Origin of the sequence: Bacteroides sp. An19, assembly GCF_002160215.1 — a bacterium.
GTDB lineage: Bacteria > Bacteroidota > Bacteroidia > Bacteroidales > Bacteroidaceae > Phocaeicola > Phocaeicola intestinalis.
The window spans coordinates 22,103-42,406 of sequence record NZ_NFKD01000039.1 but is presented as its reverse complement, the minus strand read 5'-3'; the positions used below and the strand labels follow the sequence as shown (position 1 = coordinate 42,406).

Below are 20,304 nucleotides of genomic sequence, written 5' to 3'. Positions count from 1 at the left end.
GTATTGCCGGATGACCCGAAGCCCGGCTTCCACCGCCTTCCTCCGCCCTTTCCGCTACGCTCCAAGGACGGAGGAAGGCGGTGGAGGAGTTGCACTTCTAACTTGACGGTGGGCTTTTTTTCCATTAAGTACCTATGTTTGCAGAACGAAGATATGCTTCATGGGCAATATCAGATAACTGCTATGGCTTGAGGAGATAACTGAAACGGCAAGGTAATATATCTTCGGTTAGCGCATCATGGTTTCAGTTGGTTGAAGGCATTCATTTATATGCGCGGATAAAAATGTGCTAATGCATTGGAGGTTTATTCCCGCATTAGCACATTCCTATATTCCGCATTATTTATTCAGTTCATTCACTTCTGCCAGGCTCTTGTTTATTTCCTCATCGCTCAGGCTATAATTGGTGAGATTGCCTGCCAGGTATTGGTCGTAAGCGCTCATGTCGATCAAGCCGTGTCCGGAGAGGTTGAAAAGAAGCACTTTCTCTTCGCCGCTTTCTTTGCATTTCAATGCTTCATTAATGGTGGCAGCGATGGCGTGGCATGATTCCGGTGCCGGGATGATGCCTTCTACTTTGGCGAAAAGGCAGCCGGCTTTGAACGAATCCAATTGCTGGATATCCACGGCTTCCATGAGGTTGTCTTTTATCAGCTGCGATACGATGACACCAGCTCCGTGATAACGCAAGCCTCCGGCATGGATGTTGGCAGGGGTAAAATTGTGTCCCAATGTGTACATCGGAAGCAGCGGGGTATATCCGGCTTCGTCTCCATAGTCGTATTCGAATTTGCCTCGTGTCAGTTTGGGGCATGATGCCGGTTCGGCTGCAATGTATCGGGTTTTCTTTCCTTCCAGGATGGTGTGCCGCATGAACGGGAAAGCGATGCCGCCGAAGTTGGAACCTCCGCCGAAGCAGGCGATGATGGCATCGGGATATTCGCCTGCCATTTCCATTTGCTTTTCGGCCTCCAGTCCGATAATGGTCTGATGGAGAGTGACATGGCTTAATACAGAGCCTAAAGTGTATTTGCAGTTAGGTGTCGTGCGTGCCAGTTCTACTGCTTCAGAAATAGCTGTACCCAGTGAACCTTGGTGGTTAGGGTATTTGGTCAGGATGTCTTTTCCTGCGCGGGTTGACATGGAAGGTGAAGGAGTCACCTGTGCGCCGAAGGTCTGCATGATGCTGCGCCGGTATGGTTTCTGCTCGTAGCTGATTTTTACTTGATATACGGCAGCTTCCAGTCCGAATACGTTGGCTGCATACGACAGGGCTGCTCCCCATTGTCCGGCTCCTGTTTCGGTTGTGATATTGCTTACGCCTTCTTTTTTGCAATAATAGGCTTGTGCCAGTGCCGAATTCAGCTTGTGCGAGCCGATTGGGCTGACACTTTCATTTTTGAAATAAATGTGGGCAGGGGTGTCTAATGCTTTTTCCAGTCCGTATGCACGTACCAGCGGGGTGCTCCGGTAGTATTTGTACATGTCGCGCACTTCCTCGGGTATCTCGATCCATGTATCTGTTTGGTTCAATTCCTGCTGGCAAAGTTCTTTGGCGAAGATAGGGTAAAGGTCTTCGGGTTTGAGCGGTTCTTTGGTAGCAGGGTTTAAGGGAGGCAGCGGTTTGTTTATCATATCTGCCTGAATGTTGTACCAGAAGCGTGGTATTTCGTCTTCGGGTAAGATGAATCTTTTCTGTTTATTGCTCATAATGACTTACATTTTTAAACGTTTTGCCAAAAATAGGTAAAAAAGTGAAACTATGCAACCTCTTTTACGAAAATTTCTTCCAGAGGGGACTAATCTTGTTTCAATCTTGTTTCAATCGTCCACCCAAAGCAGGTCGCTCATGATGCCGTCGGACACGAAGACACCTTGTTCGGTAAGCTTCAGGAAATCGTCGGTCTGTTGTAAAGTATGTTGTTGTAAATGGGGCGTGGCAAGGTGGATACAATAATCGTATAGTTTTTCTCCGAAACCGGTCTTGAGCCTGGTCAGGGACATGCCCCACATGGTGCGCAGGCTGGTAATGATAAAATCATTGTAGCGGGTGTAGAGGTCGAGCTCTTCTTTTTCAAAATCAGGCTTATGGTTTTCGATGCCTGTTATGTATTTTTCAAGCGATGCGATGTTCCATTGGCGTGACGTGCCGTTATATGAATGAGCAGAAGCTCCGCATCCTAGGTATGTTTTGCCTGTCCAATAGCTGGAGTTATGGCGTGAATATTTGTCGGGCAGGCAGAAGTTGGAAATCTCATAATGTTCATATCCGGCGGTTTTCAACGTATGAATCAGTTCGGAAAAAAGGCTTACACTCAAATCTTCGTCTATTTCGCTTACCCGATGCTCTTCCCTGAGTTTCCATAGGGGTGTGCCTTCTTCGTAAATCAGGTGGTAGGCGGAAATGTGTTCGGGGTGCAGGGCGATGGCTTGCTCCAAGTCGGCTTGCCATGTGGCGAGTGTTTCTCCCGGCAATCCGTACATCAGGTCGATGCTGATATTTCCGAAACCGGCTTCCCGGCAGTTCCAGAATGCCTCCAAGGCTTGTCGGGCATTGTGCCGGCGTTGCAGGACAGACAGGGTGGCATCGTTGAATGTCTGTATCCCCATGCTCAGGCGGTTGAAGGGGAAGTGCCGGAGCATCCGGATATAGGTGGGGTGTAAATCGTCCGGATTGGCTTCGATGGTGATTTCGGCATCGGGGTGGATACTGTAATGATGATATAGGGTGTCGAACAGTGCTTCGAAATGTTTCTCCTGCAATTGTGAAGGTGTTCCTCCGCCCATGTAGACGGTCTCGATTTCTTCATCTTCAAGATAATCTTTCCGTTGTTCCAGTTCAGCGCATAATGCTTCGATGTATCGGTCTGTCTGTCCGCTTTGGGTCGTCGAAAAGAAATCGCAATAGATGCACCGCCGTTTGCAGAAGGGGATGTGTAGATAGATGCCTGCCATGAATGAGGTAAGTTTGTATGAAACGCAGATTAACGCAGATTCTTTTAATTTACGATTTGACAATTTACTATCTACTATTTAAGCATTAAATCGTACTTCGTAAATTGAAAAATAGTAAATTAAAAGAATCTGCGAAAATCTGCGTTAATCCGTGTTGAGCCCGAAGAGTCATACTGGCTCTCCGGGCTTTATAGATAAGTTTTTTATTCGCCACAGATAGCAGCTACACCCGGCAATACTTTGCCTTCGATGGCTTCCAGCAATGCACCGCCACCGGTAGAGATGTAAGATACCTGGTCTGCCATGCCGAACTTGTTGATGCAGGCTACAGAGTCGCCACCACCAATCAGTGAGAAGGCACCGTTCTTGGTAGCTTCTGCAATGGCTTCAGCAATGGCTTTCGAACCACCGGTGAAGTTATCGAATTCGAATACGCCGGCAGGACCGTTCCACAGGATAGTCTTGGCATTTACGATAGCAGCCTTGAATGCTTCGCGGCTTGCAGGACCTGCATCCAGTCCTTCCCAGCCTTCCGGTATGTCGTTAGCCGGGCAAACTTGTGTGTTGGCATCGTTCTTGAAGTCATCAGCTGCGATACAGTCGGTACCCAATACCAGGTTTACACCTTTTTCTTTTGCTTTCTTGATGATGTCGAGAGCCAGGTCGAGCTTGTCATCTTCGCAGATAGACTTACCGATCTTGCCGCCTTGAGCCTTAGCGAAAGTAAATGTCATACCGCCGCACAGAATCAGGTTGTCTACCTTATCCATCAGGTTTTCGATGATACCGATTTTGGTAGAAACTTTCGAACCACCCATGATAGCGGTGAACGGGCGTTTGATGTCTTTCAATACGTTATCAACGGCTTTCACTTCTTTTTCCATCAGGTAGCCCAGCATCTTGTGGTCTGCATCGAAATAGTCGGCGATAACGGCTGTAGAAGCGTGTTTGCGGTGAGCCGTACCGAATGCGTCCATTACGTAGCAGTCAGCGTATGAAGCCAATGTTTTGGCGAAATCTTTCTGGCGTGCCTTCATTTCTTTCTTAGCAGCTTCGTAAGCGGGGTCTTCTTTTTCGATGCCTACGGGTTTGCCTTCTTCTTCCGGATAGAAACGGAGGTTTTCCAGCAACAGTACTTCGCCCGGTTTCAAGGCAGCGGCAGCGTCTTGTGCCTTAGCGCAATCGGGAGCGAATTGTACCGGAGTGCCCAGAGCTGCTGATACAGCATCAACAATCTGGCTCAACGAATATTTGGCGTTTACTTTGCCTTTGGGCTTGCCCATGTGCGACATGATAATCAAAGCGCCGCCGTCAGCCAAGATTTTCTTCAAGGTAGGCAGAGCGCCACGGATACGAGTGTCATCGGTAATCTTACCATTTTCGTCCAAAGGTACATTGAAGTCCACGCGGACGATTGCCTTCTTTCCGGCAAAGTTGAATTTGTCAATAGTCATCATAGTCTCAATATTTTTTGTTTAAAGTGTTTGCATTTCAGTTGCACCGCAAAGTTAAGAAAAAAAACTATCCGACATGTATTTCACCCGATTATTTTCTGCCTCTTTGTTATTTTGTTTTAAAAAAGGCGGGTTCGTATGGTAAAGTAAGTTGTCTGTGTTTGGCGCGTCATTCAGGCTGGTTGCAGAATGGTATTTATCATCCTGTTCCGTTCTGAAGTGAATGTTTTCGGCTCCCTTTTTGCGGGTTTATGATCTTTTTTATAACTTGCACTGTTTTTCAGGCAGTGCCGGTTTCATATATTTATGGACGCTATACCGTTATTCTTGGACGGATTCCGGGCAGTTTCTGGCAGGTTGGAAAGATTAAAAGAACTATTTATGGAAAAAATGCATCAATGTGTCTTGTGTATCGGGTCGAATTACCATGCGGAAATGCATATGAATATAGCCGAGAAAGTATTAAGACATTATTTTCCTCGTATCCGATGGGGGAAAACCATACAGACCGCACCCGAAGGGAGCATACATCATGCTCCTTATCTCAACCGGGCGGCACTGTTTGAAACCACTTGGGATCCAGATAGTTTGAGGAGCTTTTTCAAGAACATAGAAAAAGCTTGTGGGCGCACTCCTGCCAGTAAGCAGACAGGGATTATTCCACTCGACATTGACCTGCTGATGATAGATGGTGTCGTATGCAAACCTGCCGACATGCAAAAAAAATATGTGCACCTGGCACTACATGGGTTGGAGATATAAAAACGGCTTGTGCGATTTATCACCACAGATTTATTAATTTACGATTTGACAATTTATTATTTACTATTTTGATATTAAAATCGTATTTCGTAAATCGAAAAATAGTAAATATATCTATACCTATAGTATAGCAGAGACAGTTTCCAGGTCTGGGGAAAAGAGTAGGATTAGGTTTGTATGTATAAAATCCGTATCTTTGTGCGCTTGTTTCAAGAATTATATCATCAAACAATCTGTTATGTACACGAACAAAGAAATATGGAATGTAACTTATCCCATTTTCTTGGGATTGCTGGCACAGAATGTCATCAACGTGACCGATACTGCCTTTTTGGGACATGTGAGCGAAGTGGCACTGGGAGCTTCGGCTATGGGTGGACTGCTGTATATCTGCATTTATACGGTGGCTTTCGGTTTCAGTGTGGGTTCGCAGATTCTTATAGCGCGGCGTAATGGTGAGGGGAACTACCATGCCGTGGGGCCGATTATGTGGCAGGGCTCTGCCTTTAGTTTCGGGATGGCGGTAGTGCTGCTGGCGGCAATGTATCTGTTTGCCGAGCCTCTGATACGCCTGCTCATTACATCAGACAATATCTACCATGCTACTTACGAGTTTTTTACGTGGCGCATCTGGGGGTTCCTGTTTGCATTTGTCAACGTGATGTTCCGTGCCCTTTATATAGGCATTACTAAGACGAAAGTGCTTACGATGAGTGCTGTGGTCATGGCTGCGGTCAATGTAATACTCGACTATGTATTGGTGTTCGGTGAGTGGGGTTTCCCCGAGATGGGTGTGCGTGGGGCGGCACTGGCTTCGGTGATAGCCGAGGCGTCTTCGCTGGTGTTTTACCTTGTATATACCTATGCGAAGATAGACCTTCATAAGTACGGGCTGCACCGCTTCGGGCAGTTCGACTGGAACATGGTGGTGCGTATCTTGCATATTTCCTGTTTCACGATGGTGCAGTATTTCCTCTCGATGGCTATCTGGTTCGTATTTTTTATGGCACTGGAGCGGTTGGGCGAGCGCCAGCTGGCGATAGCCAATATTGTGCGCAGTGTCTACGTCGTTTTGCTTATTCCGGTGCAGGCACTTTCTACTACGGCGAACTCGTTGGTGAGCAACCTTATCGGTTCGGGAGGTGTGTCGAAGGTGATGTATCTGCTGAACCGCATCGCCCGGATGTCGTTCCTCATCATGGTGGTTTGTGTAGTGTTGTGCGTGGCATTTCCTCATGCCATCCTTTCGGTATATACAGGCGAGGAGGCATTGCTTCATGAATCGGAACTGGCACTTTATGTAGTGTGCGTGGCGATGCTGATTGCGGCACTTTCCAATGTGTATTTCAACGGTATTTCGGGAACAGGTAATACACAGGCGGCATTGGTGCTCGAAATCGGCATACAGGTGTTTTATGCCCTCTATATCATCATCATCGGCATGGTGGTGCAGGCTCCGGTGGAGATTTGTTTCACTACCGAAGTGATTTACTATACCCTGATGTTGGTTTTCAGTGTGATTTATCTGAAAAAAGCGAAATGGCAGAACAAAAAGATTTGAAGCCTGCAAGTTTTTTACTATTTTTGCACGCTGCTTTTTTATTGGGTGCAGAGACGGCGTACATCTCTGTGCCTCTGTGGCATAAAAATTAAATAGTAAATCGCTAAATAGTAAATAATAAATCGCTAAATAGTAAATAGAATTATGTTCGATAATTTAAGTGAAAGACTGGAGCGGTCGTTCAAGATATTGAAAGGTGAAGGCAAAATCACCGAAATCAATGTGGCGGAGACCCTGAAAGATGTACGTCGTGCGTTGCTGGATGCCGATGTAAACTATAAGGTGGCAAAGAACTTTACCGATACGGTAAAAGAGAAAGCACTGGGGCAGAACGTCCTGACGGCCGTGAAGCCCAGCCAGTTGATGGTGAAGATTGTTCACGACGAGCTGGCGAAGCTGATGGGAGGCGATACGGTGGAACTGGAGTTGAAAGGCCGTCCGGCTGTTATCCTGATGTCGGGTCTGCAAGGTTCGGGTAAGACAACCTTTTCGGGCAAGCTGGCACGGATGTTCAAGTCGAAGAAGAACCGTAAGCCCTTGCTGGTAGCATGTGATGTTTACCGTCCGGCTGCCATCGACCAGTTGAAAGTGCTGGGCGAGCAAGTGGAAGTACCGGTTTATAGCGAACCGGACAGCAAAGATCCGGTACAGATAGCCTTGAATGCCATTCAGGAAGCCAAGGCGAAAGGGTATGACCTGGTTATTGTCGATACAGCCGGCCGGTTGGCGATAGACGAACAGATGATGAACGAGATTGCCGCTATCAAAAATGCCATCACTCCGGATGCTACCCTTTTTGTGGTGGATGCGATGACCGGACAAGATGCGGTGAACACAGCCCGTGAATTTAACGAACGTCTCGACTTCACCGGTGTGGTACTTACCAAATTGGATGGTGATACGCGTGGCGGTGCCGCCCTTTCCATCCGTACGGTGGTAAACAAGCCTATCCTGTTTGTTGGTACGGGCGAGAAACTGGATGCCGTCGACCTTTTCCATCCGGCACGTATGGCAGACCGTATCCTGGGTATGGGCGACATCGTTTCGTTGGTAGAGCGTGCACAAGAGCAATACGATGAGGAAGAAGCCAAGCGTTTGCAGAAGAAAATCCAGAAGAACCAGTTCGACTTTAACGACTTTTTGGGACAGATCCAGCAAATCAAGAAGATGGGTAACCTGAAAGAACTGGCTTCGATGATTCCGGGCGTAGGAAAGGCGATTAAGGATATCGATATTGATGACAATGCCTTTAAGAGCATTGAGGCAATTATTTATTCGATGACTCCCCAAGAGCGCACACATCCTGAAATCCTGAACGGAAGCCGCCGGAACCGTATTGCCAAGGGTAGTGGAACAAGCATTCAGGAAGTGAACCGCCTCTTGAAGCAGTTCTACCAGACCCGCAAGATGATGAAGATGGTAACGGGCAGCAAGATGGCAGGCATGATGCAGAAAATGAAACGGAAATAACGGGAAGTGTATCTTACGGATTATCCCCTTGCCTTCCTTATGTTGTTAAGGAGCAGGCAAGGGGATAATTGTTTTTTGGAGGTTCTTTGTTTGCTTGTCTATTTGATTTCGAACTCCTCTTTCATGTCTATTTCTTCGTTGTGCGCGTCATAAAATTTATATTGCAGGAAGGCAAGGCTTTGGTTCGGGACAATCTTGATTCCGAAGCCGTATTTCATCTGCCACTTCCGCTTGAGCGACATGATGCCTTGGTTGATGTAAGCAGCCACGTAGGGGTGGATGTGCAATGTAAATTTCTTGACCTTCAACTTATTGACCAAGTAGTCAATTTTGCTTTCCAGTGTATCTGTAAACAGGATGGAAGGCTTTATCTTTCCTTTGCCGAAGCAGGTGGGGCAGTCTTCATCAGTAGCCACATCCATTGCCGGACGCACGCGCTGGCGCGTTATCTGCATCAGACCGAATTTGCTGAGGGGCAGAATATTATGCTTGGCACGGTCTTTTTGCATGTTCTGGCACATACGCTCGTACAGTTTCTGACGGTTCTCGGCAAGATTCATGTCGATAAAGTCGACAACGATGATTCCTCCCATATCTCTTAATCGGAGTTGGCGCGCCAACTCATCGGCTGCACCCAAGTTCACATCGAGGGCATTGGCTTCTTGTCCGTTGGCAGATTTCGAACGGTTACCGCTGTTCACGTCCACTACGTGCAGCGCTTCGGTATGTTCGATAATCAGATAAGCCCCGCTTTTATAAGAAACGGTTTTGCCGAACGATGACTTGATTTGTTTGGTGATGGCAAAGTTATCAAAAATGGGAAGCTGGCCTTTGTATAGCTTGACAATACCCACACGTTCGGGGGCTATCAGGGCTACATAATTCTTTACTTCATTGTAAACGGTCTCGTCGTTCACGTAGATGTTTTCGTACGAAGGGTTGAACAGGTCGCGCAGCATGGCTACCGTGCGGCTTGTCTCTTCGTAGACCAGTGTAGGCATTTTGGTTGCCTTTTGTACTTTTGTGATGGTCTCTTCCCAGTGTTTCAGCAATACTTTCAGTTCGGCGTCCAGTTCAGCCACGCGCTTCCCTTCTGCCACCGTGCGTACGATGACGCCGAAGTTTTTCGGCTTGATGCTTTGCAGCAATTGTTTCAGGCGTGCGCGTTCTTCGCTCGACTTGATTTTTTGCGATACCGACACTTTATCATTGAACGGGATCAGTACCAGGTATCTGCCGGCGAACGACAATTCGCAGGTCAGTCTCGGTCCTTTGGTGGAAATGGGTTCTTTGACAATTTGTACGATAACCTCTTGTCCTTGTTGCAGGACGTTCGAGATGCTTCCGTCCTTTTCAATATCGGGCAACATGGATGCCTTCGATATGGGATAAAGCTTCTTTCGGTCGCTGATAACTTGTTTCAGATACTTCTGGTAAGAAAGAAATTGAGGTCCGAGGTCTAAGTAATGAAGGAAAGCGTCTTTTTCGAAACCGACATCTATGAAGCAGGCGTTCAGTCCGGGCATCAGCTTTCTGACTTTGCCCACGTACATATTGCCGACGGAAAAGGAAAGGTTTCTTTCTTCTTTCTGGAACTCTACCAGGTTCTTGTCTTCCAGCAGAGCTATGGAGATTTCCTTCGGCTGTACATCTACTACTAATTCGCTTGTCACTTGTTATACTTAGTTTACGGGTTAATACTTTTTTTGAAACAAAAGATTCTCAATACACAAAGAACAAACCTGAAAGACTATGAAGGAGCTTTGCAAGTTTGTTCTTTATTGAAGTCGGACAGACTAACAATTATTTTTTGCTTTTGTGTCTGTTCTTTCTCAGTCTTTTTTTACGTTTGTGAGTTGACATTTTATGTCTTTTTCTTTTCTTTCCGCTTGGCATAGCTTCAAAATTTTATAGGGTTAATACTAATGTTAATTATTTCTTTACTGAAAGAGTAAACGTCTTTGCTGGCTTAAATGCCGGAATGTTGTGTTCCGGAATGATGATGGTCGTATTTTTTGAAATGTTCCGGGCAGTCTTCTGCGCTCTTTTCTTCACGATGAAACTGCCGAATCCACGGAGGTATACGTTTTCATCATTTGATAATGACGTCTTTACTGAATCCATAAATGCTTCCAGCGTAGTGAGTACCGTTTGCTTGTCAATGCCGGTGCTTTTGGCAATTTCGTTTACAATCTCTGCTTTAGTCATTTCGCTAATAATTATTGTTATACGTTATCTTAATTTTTTGGATTGCAAATATATAGCTTTTCTCGCTTATGGAAAAATTTCTTTCGAACAAAATTTTAAAAAACTGTTTCAAGCATCCTTAAAACCTGTAATTTTGCAGATGTTTTTAGTGTTTTTAATCAAAAGCAATGGAAAAGTTATGAATCGGTTCGGTGAAACCTTGATACATTGGTATGAGGAGAACAAGCGGGATTTGCCGTGGAGGGACACGAAAGACCCTTATAAAATATGGATATCTGAAATCATACTCCAGCAGACGCGTGTGGTACAGGGGTACGATTATTACTGCCGTTTTATCCGGCGGTTTCCGGATGTGTTTGCTTTGGCTGCGGCCGGTGAAGACGAAGTGATGAAATATTGGCAGGGGTTGGGCTATTATTCACGGGCAAGGAACCTGCACGAGGCGGCACGTTCGATAGCTGCGCGCGGGACTTTTCCGGATACTTACGAAGAGGTACGTAAATTGAAAGGAGTGGGCGATTATACCGCCGCCGCCATTTGCTCGTTTGCCTACGGTATGCCATGTGCCGTGGTCGACGGCAATGTGTACAGGGTGCTTTCACGCTGGCTGGGGGTAGAAGAACCGATTGACACCACGCAAGGCAAGAAACTTTATGCGGCATTGGCTGGAGAGTTGCTCGAAAAGTCGGTTCCTGCCCTGTACAACCAGGCAATAATGGACTTTGGAGCCTTGCAGTGCGTGCCCTCATCCCCTTCGTGCATGTTCTGTCCGTTGGCAGACAGCTGTGTGGCATTGCAGAAAGGATTGGTGGATGTGCTTCCGCGCAAGCAGCACAAAACCAAAGTGAGCAACCGGTATTTCCTTTATTTTTATATAGATGCCGGCGGGGATACCTTCTTGCACAAGCGGGAGGCGGGGGATATCTGGCACAACCTGTATGAGTTCCCGTTGATAGAAACCGGACGGGCGATGGAAGAAGAAGAGGTATGCGTGCTGCCGGCATACAGGCAGCTTTTTGCGGAATGCGAAATCTTGTCTGTGCGGTTGGTGGCAAAGCAGGTGAAGCATGTCTTGTCACATCGGGTGATTTATGCCGACTGTTATGTCGTGCGCATCGCCCCGGGGGGGATGCCGCAGGGGGCGTTCCAATGCGTCCCGGTCGGCGATTTGCACAAATTTGCGGTTCCGCGTTTGATATCTCGTTTTTTTTCTGTAATTTTGAAACCAAATAATCAGTAAACGATTTAGATATGTCATTGAATAAAGTGCAATTGATTGGAAATGTCGGGAAAGACCCGGATGTACGCTATTTGGATAATGGGGTGGCGGTAGCCGCTTTTCCTTTGGCCACTACAGACAGAGCTTATACATTGGCAAACGGCACGCAGGTGCCCGAACGTACGGAGTGGCATAACATCGTGTTGTGGCGCGGACTGGCGGAGACTGCCGAGAAATATGTACACAAGGGGGACAAACTTTATATTGAAGGAAAGATACGCTCGCGCTCGTATGACGACCAGAACGGCATCAAGCGTTATGTGGTGGAAATCTTTGCCGATAATATGGAGATGCTGACTCCGCGTTCTCCCCAGCCGGCAACCGCCCCTTCCCAGCCTGCTGCGGCACAGCAGGCGAATGTTTCGGCGCAGCAGGCTGGCACTTCTGATGATTTGCCTTTCTGACCGATGGCATATAAACCTGATGTTTAACTAAAATTTTTTGTTTTGGATCCTGACTCGTGTTTATCTATCATTGAAGAGTGGTGTAGCGGCTTCACGTTTGCATCTCCTTCCGTAGGAGCGTTGGCAGCTGCTGTGCTGGCTGTGTTGTTATTGTGTGTGTCCGGTCTTGTCTCGGCTTCGGAGATAGCTTTCTTCTCCTTGTCTGAAAACGACAGGGAAGAAGTGGATGAAGAAAAATCGGCGGCCGACAAGCGTATCCTTAAGTTGCTGGACGACTCGGAACGTCTGCTTGCAACGATTCTGATATCCAATCATTTCGTCAATGTGACGATTGTCGTGCTGGGGGCTTTCTTCTTTTCCGATGTGATGCGTGGGGAAGAGGCTGAGGGGCTGCGGCTGGTCTTTTGTGTCATCGTCTTGACATTCCTGCTGTTATTGTTCGGCGAGATTATGCCTCGCATCTATTCGGCACAAGATTCGTTGGGGTTCTGCCGGAAAGTAGCGCCTCTCATTGTCTTCCTGCGTAGGATTTTCCGTCCCTTTTCAGGCATTCTGGTACGTTCTGCCTTTTTTGTGAACAGGATGGCGCAGAAGCATAAAAAGACCGGCCTTTCTGTGGACGAACTTTCGCAAGCCTTGGAGCTGACCGACAAACGTGAGATTTCGGAAGAAAGCAATATGCTGGAAGGCATCATCCGTTTCGGAGAGGAAACGGCAAAAGAGGTAATGACTTCGCGGCTGGATATGGTAGATTTGGAAATCGGCACCCCGTTTTCAGAAGTCATCAGGTGTGTGGTGGACAATGCATACTCCCGTATCCCCGTTTATGAAGAATCGCGCGATAATATAAAGGGCATTCTGTATATTAAGGATTTGTTGCCCTACTTGGAAAAAGACGACACTTTCAAGTGGCAGAACTTGATACGGCCTGCCTATTTCGTGCCCGAGACCAAGATGATTGATGACCTGTTGCGTGATTTTCAGGCAAACAAGATCCATATAGCGATTGTGGTGGACGAATTTGGAGGTACATCGGGGCTGGTCACGATGGAAGACATTATCGAGGAAATCGTTGGGGAAATCAATGATGAATATGACGAAGAAGAACGCAGCTATGTAAAGGTTTCGGATAACGTGTATGTTTTTGAGGGGAAAACGTTGCTGTCCGATTTCTATAAGATATTGGATGTCGACCCGGATGATTTCGAAGAGCTGGCTGGCGATGCCGATACTTTGGCAGGACTGGTGCTCGAACTGAAAGGAGAGTTCCCGGCACTGCATGAGATTATCCGTTGCAAGGATTTTGTGTTCGAAGTGCTTCAGATGGATGCCCATCGTATTGTGAAAGTAAAAGTAACCCGGAAGAATGTCGCTGTTTAAGAGTTGGAAAAGCGATGGCGCTGTGTTTGCCATCTGGAAGGTGGAAGAAACCGGCGGAGAGTTGCGTGCGATGTTGGGTGACTCATTGCCTTACGATGCTGAACTGTCCGCACTGCGTGCAGAGTCACGCCGTACCGAGTATCTTGCGGTGCGTGTATTGCTTAAGGCATTGTGCGGTGAAGAGAAACAGGTCGGGCATTTTCCTTCGGGCAAACCTTTCCTTACAGACCAGAGCTATCGGCTTTCGATTTCTCACACCAGGGGGTATGTGGCTGTAGCACTGCATCCGTCTGCCGAAGTAGGAGTGGATATCGAGCAGGTGGCAGACCGGGTATTGAGGATTGCCGGCCGTTTCATGTGTGCCGAAGAGCTGGACGGAGAGACGGAAGCGGTAAAAGGGTTTGCCGGAGATTCACGTACCTCCACCTTATATTATATGCTCTTGCACTGGTCGGCAAAGGAAACGCTCTACAAGCTGATGGGAGAAGAAGAAGTCGATTTCAGGGAACACTTGCGTGTCATGCCTTTTCATCTTCAGCAGCAAGGGGGTTTTGTTGCTGGTGCATACAAATCTTTTCCACCGGCAAGTTATCAGGTCTGTTATATGGTTCATCCTGATTTTGTCTGCACGTGGAGTGTGCAGGCAAAGAAATATTTTTAATGAATATCCGCATTTTGCCCAAGACACGGGACAACCTCGTCTGGTGTAAGATTAATAATCTTCCGCTTGTAAGATTAATAATCTTGCAGCCTGAAGATTAATAATCTTACAGCGGATGGACCTATATGCGTTGCCGACGCACCTCTATCCGCAGGCTTCCACAACCGGATGCGCCTTGCTATGATTCTATCCGGAATTACAAATTCATTTCTTGTCTACACTGATTTACAAATTTAGCTGACTGAGGTATAAGCTATCAATTAGCCACAATAATACCCATCTGGGCTTTCAATTCCTCACTCAAAGGCAAACATTTTGTTATTTACCATAGAAAACATTTCGGATTTCGCACGCTATTTCGTACCTTTGCATGCACAAAACAGACACGAATTATGATTAAGCCCGACTATCCATCCGTACTCCTTATATATACCGGCGGAACCATCGGTATGATAGAAAACCCCGAAACAGGGGCTTTGGAAGCCTTTAACTTCGACCAGCTTCAGGAAAACGTGCCCGAACTGCGGCGGTTCAACTACCGGATATCTTCGTACCAGTTCACCCCGCCCATCGACTCATCGGACATGGAACCGGCACTGTGGGCAAAACTGGTCAAGATTATCCAATACAATTACGATAATTTCGACGGATTCGTCATCCTGCACGGCACGGACACCATGGCATATACGGCATCGGCACTAAGCTTCATGCTGGAAAACCTGAGCAAACCGGTCATCCTGACAGGAAGCCAGCTGCCCATCGGCGTGCTGCGCACCGACGGAAAAGAAAACCTGATAACCTCTATCGAGATTGCCGCAGCAAAGCATCCCGACGGTACGGCAGTGGTGCCCGAAGTGTGCATCTTCTTCGAAAACCTGCTGCTGCGCGGAAACCGCACGACGAAAATCAACGCCGAGAACTTCAACGCTTTCCGCTCGTACAACTATCCCCCGCTCGCTACGGCAGGCATCCACATCAAGTATGAATACGACCGCATCCGCAAAGCGCATCCCGATGTGCCGATGCACCCCCACTTCGTGTTCGACACCAATGTCATCATCCTCACCATCTTCCCCGGCATACAGGAAAACATCGTACAAGGTGTCTTACGCACTCCGGGACTGAAGGCTGTGGTGCTGAAGACCTACGGCTCGGGCAATGCCCCGCAAAAGCCCTGGTTCATCCGCCTGCTGAAAGAAGCTACGGAGCGCGGCATCATTATCGTCAACATCTCGCAATGCCCTACAGGCATGGTGGAAATGGCACGCTACGAAACCGGCTTGCACCTGCTGGACGCGGGCGTCATCAGCGGATACGACTCGACTGTAGAAAGTGTGCTCACCAAACTGATGTTCCTGTTAGGGCACGGGCTTACCCCGCAACAGGTGCGTAACGAGCTGAGCCGTCCCATTGCCGGAGAGTTTACCCGCCCTACTTTGTAACCGGATTGTAATACCTATTTCACAATACCGAAACAAGAAAGCCTCATCTTTGCGTCCGGATATATTTTTTGAAACGCAGATTAGCGCTGATTGGCGCAGAGACAACACATAGAAGAGCATCTATTGCCTATTAAAAAACAAGCCGCGTGAATCTGCGCTAATCCGCGTTTCAAACATACATAACATAAAACAGAATGAAACCATGAACGAATACCGAATCCTTGTAGTAGACGATGAAGACGATTTGTGCGAAATCCTGAAGTTCAACCTCGAAATGGAGGGTTACAAAGTCGATACTGCCAACTCGGCAGAAGAGGCCCTGAAACTGGACCTTACGCAATACAACCTGTTGCTGCTGGACGTGATGATGGGCGAAATTTCCGGATTCAAGATGGCGCGCATGCTGAAGGCAGACAAAGACACCGCCAACATCCCCATCATTTTCATTACCGCCAAAGACACGGAAAACGATACCATCACGGGCTTCAACCTAGGTGCTGACGACTATATCTCGAAGCCATTCTCGCTACGCGAAGTCATCATGCGCGTGAAAGCCGTATTGCGCCGCACCGCCAACCTCCAGCTGAAAGACAGTGAAGAACTGCAATACAAGGGACTGGTCATCAATGTGCCACAGAAAAAGGTGACAATCAACGGCGAAGAAGTTTCACTCACCAAGAAAGAGTTCGAAATCCTACTGCTGCTGCTCCAAAACTCAGGACGTGTGTTCTCTCGCGAGGACATCCTCTCGAAGGTGTGGAACGATGAGGTGTACGTGCTCGACCGCACGATAGACGTTAACATCACCCGCCTACGCAAGAAAATCGGCGAATACGGCAAACATATCGTTACCCGTCTGGGATACGGCTATTGCTTCGAATGCGAATAAATTATTTTCAGATACTAGGAATCAGGTACTAGGTTTAAACAATTCTGCCGATGTATCTAGAGCCTAGCTACCTAGTACCTAGTCAACTAGTACCTAAAAAAAAGCTTATGACTAAACTGATATACCGTCTGTTACCGTTCAGTAAACGGCTTTTCCTGTCGGTCATCCTGCTGTTCGTCATCTTCGCGACGTGCTTCCTCGTTTTTCAATACCAGCGTGAAAAAGCATACAAGAGCGATTTGCTGAACATGCAATTACAGAATTACAATAACCGGATGTATGACTTCATCACCTCGTGCAAGTCCCTCGATACCGATTCATTGCAACAATACGTTGTTACCCATATCATTCCCGATATCCGTGTAACCATCATTACCACCCAAGGTAAAGTGATATACGACAACATCCAACCCGATGTAAGCAAGTTTGAGAACCACCGTACCCGTAAAGAGGTGCAAGACGCACTGATGTATGGAAGCGGCTATGACATCAACCGCATCTCTGCCAGCATCGAAGGGCAAGAATATTTCTATTCGGCACACTATTATCCTTCACAACAACTCATCATCCGCTCAGCACTGCCCTACAACGTAAGCCTAAGCAAGCACCTCAAAGCCGACTCGGAATTCGTATGGTTTACACTGACCATCAGCCTGATGCTGGTCATCCTGTTCTACCGCTACACACGAAAGTTGGGGATGTCCATCACCCGACTGCAACAATTCGCCCTACGTGCCGACCGCAACGAACCGATCGACATTTCTGAATCGTTCCCCAAAAACGAACTGGGCGAAATCTCCCAACACATCATCAAGATATACCAGCGCCTGCACCGTGCCAAAGAAGCTCTGTATATCGAACGCGAGAAACTGATATCGCACCTGCAAACCTCACATGAAGGATTGGGGGTCTTCACCCGCGAGCGAAAAGAAATACTGGTAAACAACCTTTTTACCCAATATGCCAACACGATCTCCGACCACAACCTGACCTCGACCGAAGAAGTGTTCAACATTGCCGAACTGCATCCCATTACCGACTTTTTGAACCGCAACGACGGAAACTTCAGCAAGGAAGAGAAAAAACTATCGCTTCATGTGGACAAGAACGGACGTTCTTTTTCGGTAGAATGCATCATTTTCCAAGACCACTCGTTCGAAATATCCATCAACGACATCTCACAGGAAGAACAACAGGCACGCCTGAAGCGGCAACTCACCCAAAACATCGCCCATGAACTGAAGACACCAGTCAGCAGCATACAGGGATACCTGGAAACAATACTAAACACCCCCAACCTGCCTCCGGCAACAATGCAGGCATTCCTCGAACGAAGCTATGCGCAAAGCAACCGACTCACCGTCCTGCTGCGTGACATCTCGGTGCTGACACGCATGGATGAAGCCCCGAACCTGGTAGAACGCGAACAGGTAAACCTGAGCCTGATGCTGAAGAATATGCTGAACGAGCTGGCACTGGCATTGGAAGAAAAACACATCACGGTCATCAACAAAGTGCCCTACGGACTTATCATCAACGGAAACAGTTCGCTCCTCTATTCCATCTTCCGTAACCTGATGGACAACGCCATTGCATACGCAGGAACCGGTGTGACCGTCCGCATCAACTGTTTCCGCGAAGACGAGAAATACTACTATTTCAGCTTTTCCGATACAGGAGTAGGCGTACCCGAAGAACACCTGAACCGCATCTTCGAACGTTTCTACCGGATAGACAAGGGACGCTCGCGCAAGCTTGGAGGCACTGGACTGGGACTTGCCATCGTAAAAAACGCCGTACTCTTCCACGGAGGAACCATTTTCGCCAAGAACAATCCGAGTGGAGGACTGGAATTCGTGTTCACTCTACAGAAAAACAAAGAAGAATGATACGGGACTTGCAGAAGTTAAAGCCGGTAAAGAAAACGCCAGTTACAGAAGCGGAAATGCCTTAAAAACTCATCCCAAATCAGCACATGATAAATTCAAGACAGTTTCTTATAGAAATTTTTCTTTGTAGCCTTTCTAAATTACGTAAAAAAGATTACCTTTGACCCAGAAAGAGACTGAGCGGATGGAAGAAAATATAAAAGAAAAGGTAAAACAGATTCTGACTGATTATTTGCAGAAGAACGGGCATCGCAAGACACCCGAACGATATGCCATTCTCGACACGATTTATACCATCAAAGGACATTTCGACATCGAGATGCTATATTCATATATGGCAGAAAAAGAACGTTTCCGTGTCAGCCGTGCCACGCTATACAATACGATTATCTTACTGATTGATGCAGGACTGGTCATCAAGCACCAGTTCGGCAATACATCGCAGTATGAACGTTCGTACAACAACGAGACTCACCATCACATGATCTGCACTTCGTGCGGCAAGGTTTCCGAGTTCGAAGATGAAACCTTGAAACAAGCCATCGTAGATACCAAACTGAAAGGTTTTCATGCCTCTCACTACTCCTTATATATATACGGGCTATGCAACAAGTGTATGGTAGCGAAAAGAAGAAAAATTTCAAAAACTTAAAAATTAGATTATATGAAAGTAGATGTATTGTTAGGTTTGCAATGGGGCGATGAAGGTAAAGGGAAGGTCGTAGATGTACTGACCCCGCGTTATGATGTTGTTGCTCGTTTCCAAGGAGGACCTAATGCCGGTCATACACTGGAATTTGAAGGTCAAAAATATGTACTCCGTTCTATTCCGTCAGGGATATTCCAAGGCGATAAAGTCAATATCATCGGTAATGGCGTGGTGCTGGACCCAGCTTTATTCAAGAGCGAGGCAGAAGCACTTGAAGCAAGCGGACATCCGCTGAAAGAACGCCTGCACATTTCGAAAAAAGCACACCTCATCTTACCTACCCACCGGGTGCTGGATGCAGCTTATGAAGCTGCCAAGGGAGCATCGAAAGTAGGCACCACCGGAAAAGGTATCGGACCGACATATACCGACAAGGTGAGCCGCAACGGTCTGCGTGTAGGTGACATCCTGCATGGATTTGACGAGAAATACGCAGCTGCCAAAGCACGTCACGAAAAAATTCTCCAAAGTCTGAACTATTCGTATGATATAACCGAAGCCGAAAAACAATGGATGGAAGGTATCGAATACCTGCGCCAGTTCCACTTGGTGGATAGCGAACACGAAATAAACCGCCTCCTGAATGAAGGCAAGAGTGTGTTGTGCGAAGGTGCGCAAGGTACGATGCTTGATGTTGATTTCGGTTCGTATCCGTTTGTTACTTCTTCCAATACGATTTGCGCCGGAGCCTGCACGGGACTGGGACTGGCACCCAACCGAATTGGCGAAGTATATGGCATCATGAAAGCTTATTGTACCCGCGTAGGAGCCGGACCATTCCCTACCGAACTGTTCGATGAAACCGGAAAAACTATCCGCGACCTTGGACATGAATATGGGGCAGTGACCGGACGCGAACGCCGTTGTGGATGGGTCGACCTCGTAGCATTGCGTTATGCCATTATGGTCAACGGAGTCACCCAGCTTATCCTGATGAAGAGTGATGTACTCGATGCCTTCCCCATCGTGAAAGCTTGTGTAGCATACAAAGTGAACGGAGAAGAAATCGACTATTTCCCCTACGATATCACCGAAGGTGTAGAGCCGGTATATGTAGAAATGCCCGGCTGGCAGACCGATATGACCAAGATGACTAGTGAAGACGAATTCCCCGAAGAATTCAACGCCTACATTTCCTTCCTTGAAGACCAGTTGGGTACTCCCATCAAAATCGTATCAGTAGGTCCCGACCGCGAACAGACCATCGAACGCTATACTGAATAATGAGTAGATGAATTTGT

At 47.3% G+C, this 20,304-nt stretch carries 17 protein-coding genes; 12 read left to right on the top strand and 5 right to left on the bottom strand.

Annotation, left to right across the window (positions count from 1 at the left end; all coding sequences use genetic code 11):
• Positions 1-339: 339 nt before the first annotated feature.
• The 3 genes from B5F25_RS13775 to B5F25_RS13765 form a co-directional block, all read right to left on the bottom strand.
• Positions 340-1,710: a TrpB-like pyridoxal phosphate-dependent enzyme gene (locus tag B5F25_RS13775; protein ID WP_022038780.1), complete on the bottom strand. Its 1,371-nt coding sequence runs from the start codon at positions 1,708-1,710 to the stop codon at positions 340-342.
• Positions 1,711-1,821: 111 nt separating this feature from the next.
• Entirely contained in the window at positions 1,822-2,955 is a 1,134-nt protein-coding gene (gene hemW, locus B5F25_RS13770) for a radical SAM family heme chaperone HemW (protein ID WP_087250190.1), read from the bottom strand.
• A gap of 203 nt (positions 2,956-3,158) precedes the next feature.
• Entirely contained in the window at positions 3,159-4,412 is a 1,254-nt protein-coding gene (locus tag B5F25_RS13765) for a phosphoglycerate kinase (RefSeq protein WP_087250188.1), read from the bottom strand.
• A 378-nt stretch (positions 4,413-4,790) separates the two neighbouring features.
• Here B5F25_RS13765 and B5F25_RS13760 point away from each other — a divergent pair, with 378 nt between their 5' ends.
• From B5F25_RS13760 to ffh, 3 genes are all read left to right on the top strand, one after another.
• Positions 4,791-5,171 (top strand): 2-amino-4-hydroxy-6-hydroxymethyldihydropteridine diphosphokinase, encoded by a 381-nt coding sequence (locus tag B5F25_RS13760; protein ID WP_087250186.1) that lies wholly within the window; start codon positions 4,791-4,793, stop codon positions 5,169-5,171.
• Between the two features lie 238 nt (positions 5,172-5,409).
• A complete protein-coding gene (locus tag B5F25_RS13755) occupies positions 5,410-6,732 on the top strand; it encodes an MATE family efflux transporter (RefSeq protein ID WP_087250184.1) in 1,323 nt (440 codons plus the stop codon).
• A 144-nt stretch (positions 6,733-6,876) separates the two neighbouring features.
• On the top strand, positions 6,877-8,202 hold the full coding sequence (ffh, locus tag B5F25_RS13750; RefSeq protein ID WP_087250182.1) for a signal recognition particle protein: 1,326 nt from the start codon (positions 6,877-6,879) through the stop codon (positions 8,200-8,202).
• A 98-nt stretch (positions 8,203-8,300) separates the two neighbouring features.
• Here the strand turns inward: ffh and B5F25_RS13745 are convergent, their stop codons facing one another.
• Positions 8,301-9,875, bottom strand: coding sequence for an Rne/Rng family ribonuclease (locus B5F25_RS13745; protein WP_022038773.1), 1,575 nt, complete (start codon positions 9,873-9,875; stop codon positions 8,301-8,303).
• Positions 9,876-10,134: 259 nt separating this feature from the next.
• Entirely contained in the window at positions 10,135-10,410 is a 276-nt protein-coding gene (locus tag B5F25_RS13740; protein WP_022038772.1) for an HU family DNA-binding protein, read from the bottom strand.
• Positions 10,411-10,588: 178 nt separating this feature from the next.
• Here B5F25_RS13740 and mutY point away from each other — a divergent pair, with 178 nt between their 5' ends.
• The 9 genes from mutY to B5F25_RS13695 all read left to right on the top strand — a co-directional run bounded on the left by mutY (position 10,589) and on the right by B5F25_RS13695 (position 20,287).
• Positions 10,589-11,650 carry an A/G-specific adenine glycosylase gene (mutY, locus tag B5F25_RS13735; protein ID WP_087250192.1) on the top strand — a complete coding sequence of 354 codons (1,062 nt, stop codon included), beginning with the start codon at positions 10,589-10,591 and terminating at the stop codon, positions 11,648-11,650.
• A gap of 11 nt (positions 11,651-11,661) precedes the next feature.
• Positions 11,662-12,093 (top strand): single-stranded DNA-binding protein, encoded by a 432-nt coding sequence (locus B5F25_RS13730; protein WP_022038770.1) that lies wholly within the window; start codon positions 11,662-11,664, stop codon positions 12,091-12,093.
• A 42-nt stretch (positions 12,094-12,135) separates the two neighbouring features.
• Entirely contained in the window at positions 12,136-13,473 is a 1,338-nt protein-coding gene (gldE, locus tag B5F25_RS13725) for a gliding motility-associated protein GldE (RefSeq protein ID WP_087250180.1), read from the top strand.
• The gene (locus B5F25_RS13720) at positions 13,460-14,134 is read left to right on the top strand and encodes a 4'-phosphopantetheinyl transferase superfamily protein (protein WP_087250179.1); all 675 of its coding nucleotides are present in this window, start codon (positions 13,460-13,462) and stop codon (positions 14,132-14,134) included. The genes gldE and B5F25_RS13720 overlap by 14 nt, the downstream gene beginning before the upstream one ends.
• 392 nt (positions 14,135-14,526) lie before the next feature.
• Complete coding sequence (locus tag B5F25_RS13715; protein WP_013618852.1) at positions 14,527-15,576, top strand: type I asparaginase; 1,050 nt, start codon at positions 14,527-14,529, stop codon at positions 15,574-15,576.
• 202 nt (positions 15,577-15,778) lie between these two features.
• On the top strand, positions 15,779-16,465 hold the full coding sequence (locus tag B5F25_RS13710) for a response regulator transcription factor (RefSeq protein WP_022038766.1): 687 nt from the start codon (positions 15,779-15,781) through the stop codon (positions 16,463-16,465).
• A gap of 107 nt (positions 16,466-16,572) precedes the next feature.
• On the top strand, positions 16,573-18,354 hold the full coding sequence (locus B5F25_RS13705; RefSeq protein ID WP_087208269.1) for an ATP-binding protein: 1,782 nt from the start codon (positions 16,573-16,575) through the stop codon (positions 18,352-18,354).
• Between the two features lie 184 nt (positions 18,355-18,538).
• The gene (locus B5F25_RS13700) at positions 18,539-19,006 is read left to right on the top strand and encodes a transcriptional repressor (protein WP_087208271.1); all 468 of its coding nucleotides are present in this window, start codon (positions 18,539-18,541) and stop codon (positions 19,004-19,006) included.
• Between the two features lie 12 nt (positions 19,007-19,018).
• Positions 19,019-20,287, top strand: a complete 1,269-nt coding sequence (locus B5F25_RS13695) for an adenylosuccinate synthase (RefSeq protein ID WP_022038763.1) — start codon at positions 19,019-19,021, stop codon at positions 20,285-20,287.
• The last annotated feature ends 17 nt before the right edge of the window (positions 20,288-20,304 follow it).

Coding starts and splice junctions, on each gene's coding strand:
- B5F25_RS13740 (WP_022038772.1), bottom strand. CDS start 10,410: ATGACTAAAGCAGAGATTGTAAACGAAATTGCCAAAAGCACCGGCATT.
- B5F25_RS13720 (WP_087250179.1), top strand. CDS start 13,460: ATGTCGCTGTTTAAGAGTTGGAAAAGCGATGGCGCTGTGTTTGCCATC.
- hemW (WP_087250190.1), bottom strand. CDS start 2,955: ATGGCAGGCATCTATCTACACATCCCCTTCTGCAAACGGCGGTGCATC.
- B5F25_RS13765 (WP_087250188.1), bottom strand. CDS start 4,412: ATGATGACTATTGACAAATTCAACTTTGCCGGAAAGAAGGCAATCGTC.
- B5F25_RS13705 (WP_087208269.1), top strand. CDS start 16,573: ATGACTAAACTGATATACCGTCTGTTACCGTTCAGTAAACGGCTTTTC.
- B5F25_RS13755 (WP_087250184.1), top strand. CDS start 5,410: ATGTACACGAACAAAGAAATATGGAATGTAACTTATCCCATTTTCTTG.
- B5F25_RS13715 (WP_013618852.1), top strand. CDS start 14,527: ATGATTAAGCCCGACTATCCATCCGTACTCCTTATATATACCGGCGGA.
- mutY (WP_087250192.1), top strand. CDS start 10,589: ATGAATCGGTTCGGTGAAACCTTGATACATTGGTATGAGGAGAACAAG.
- B5F25_RS13700 (WP_087208271.1), top strand. CDS start 18,539: ATGGAAGAAAATATAAAAGAAAAGGTAAAACAGATTCTGACTGATTAT.
- B5F25_RS13695 (WP_022038763.1), top strand. CDS start 19,019: ATGAAAGTAGATGTATTGTTAGGTTTGCAATGGGGCGATGAAGGTAAA.
- B5F25_RS13730 (WP_022038770.1), top strand. CDS start 11,662: ATGTCATTGAATAAAGTGCAATTGATTGGAAATGTCGGGAAAGACCCG.
- ffh (WP_087250182.1), top strand. CDS start 6,877: ATGTTCGATAATTTAAGTGAAAGACTGGAGCGGTCGTTCAAGATATTG.
- B5F25_RS13775 (WP_022038780.1), bottom strand. CDS start 1,710: ATGAGCAATAAACAGAAAAGATTCATCTTACCCGAAGACGAAATACCA.
- B5F25_RS13760 (WP_087250186.1), top strand. CDS start 4,791: ATGGAAAAAATGCATCAATGTGTCTTGTGTATCGGGTCGAATTACCAT.
- B5F25_RS13710 (WP_022038766.1), top strand. CDS start 15,779: ATGAACGAATACCGAATCCTTGTAGTAGACGATGAAGACGATTTGTGC.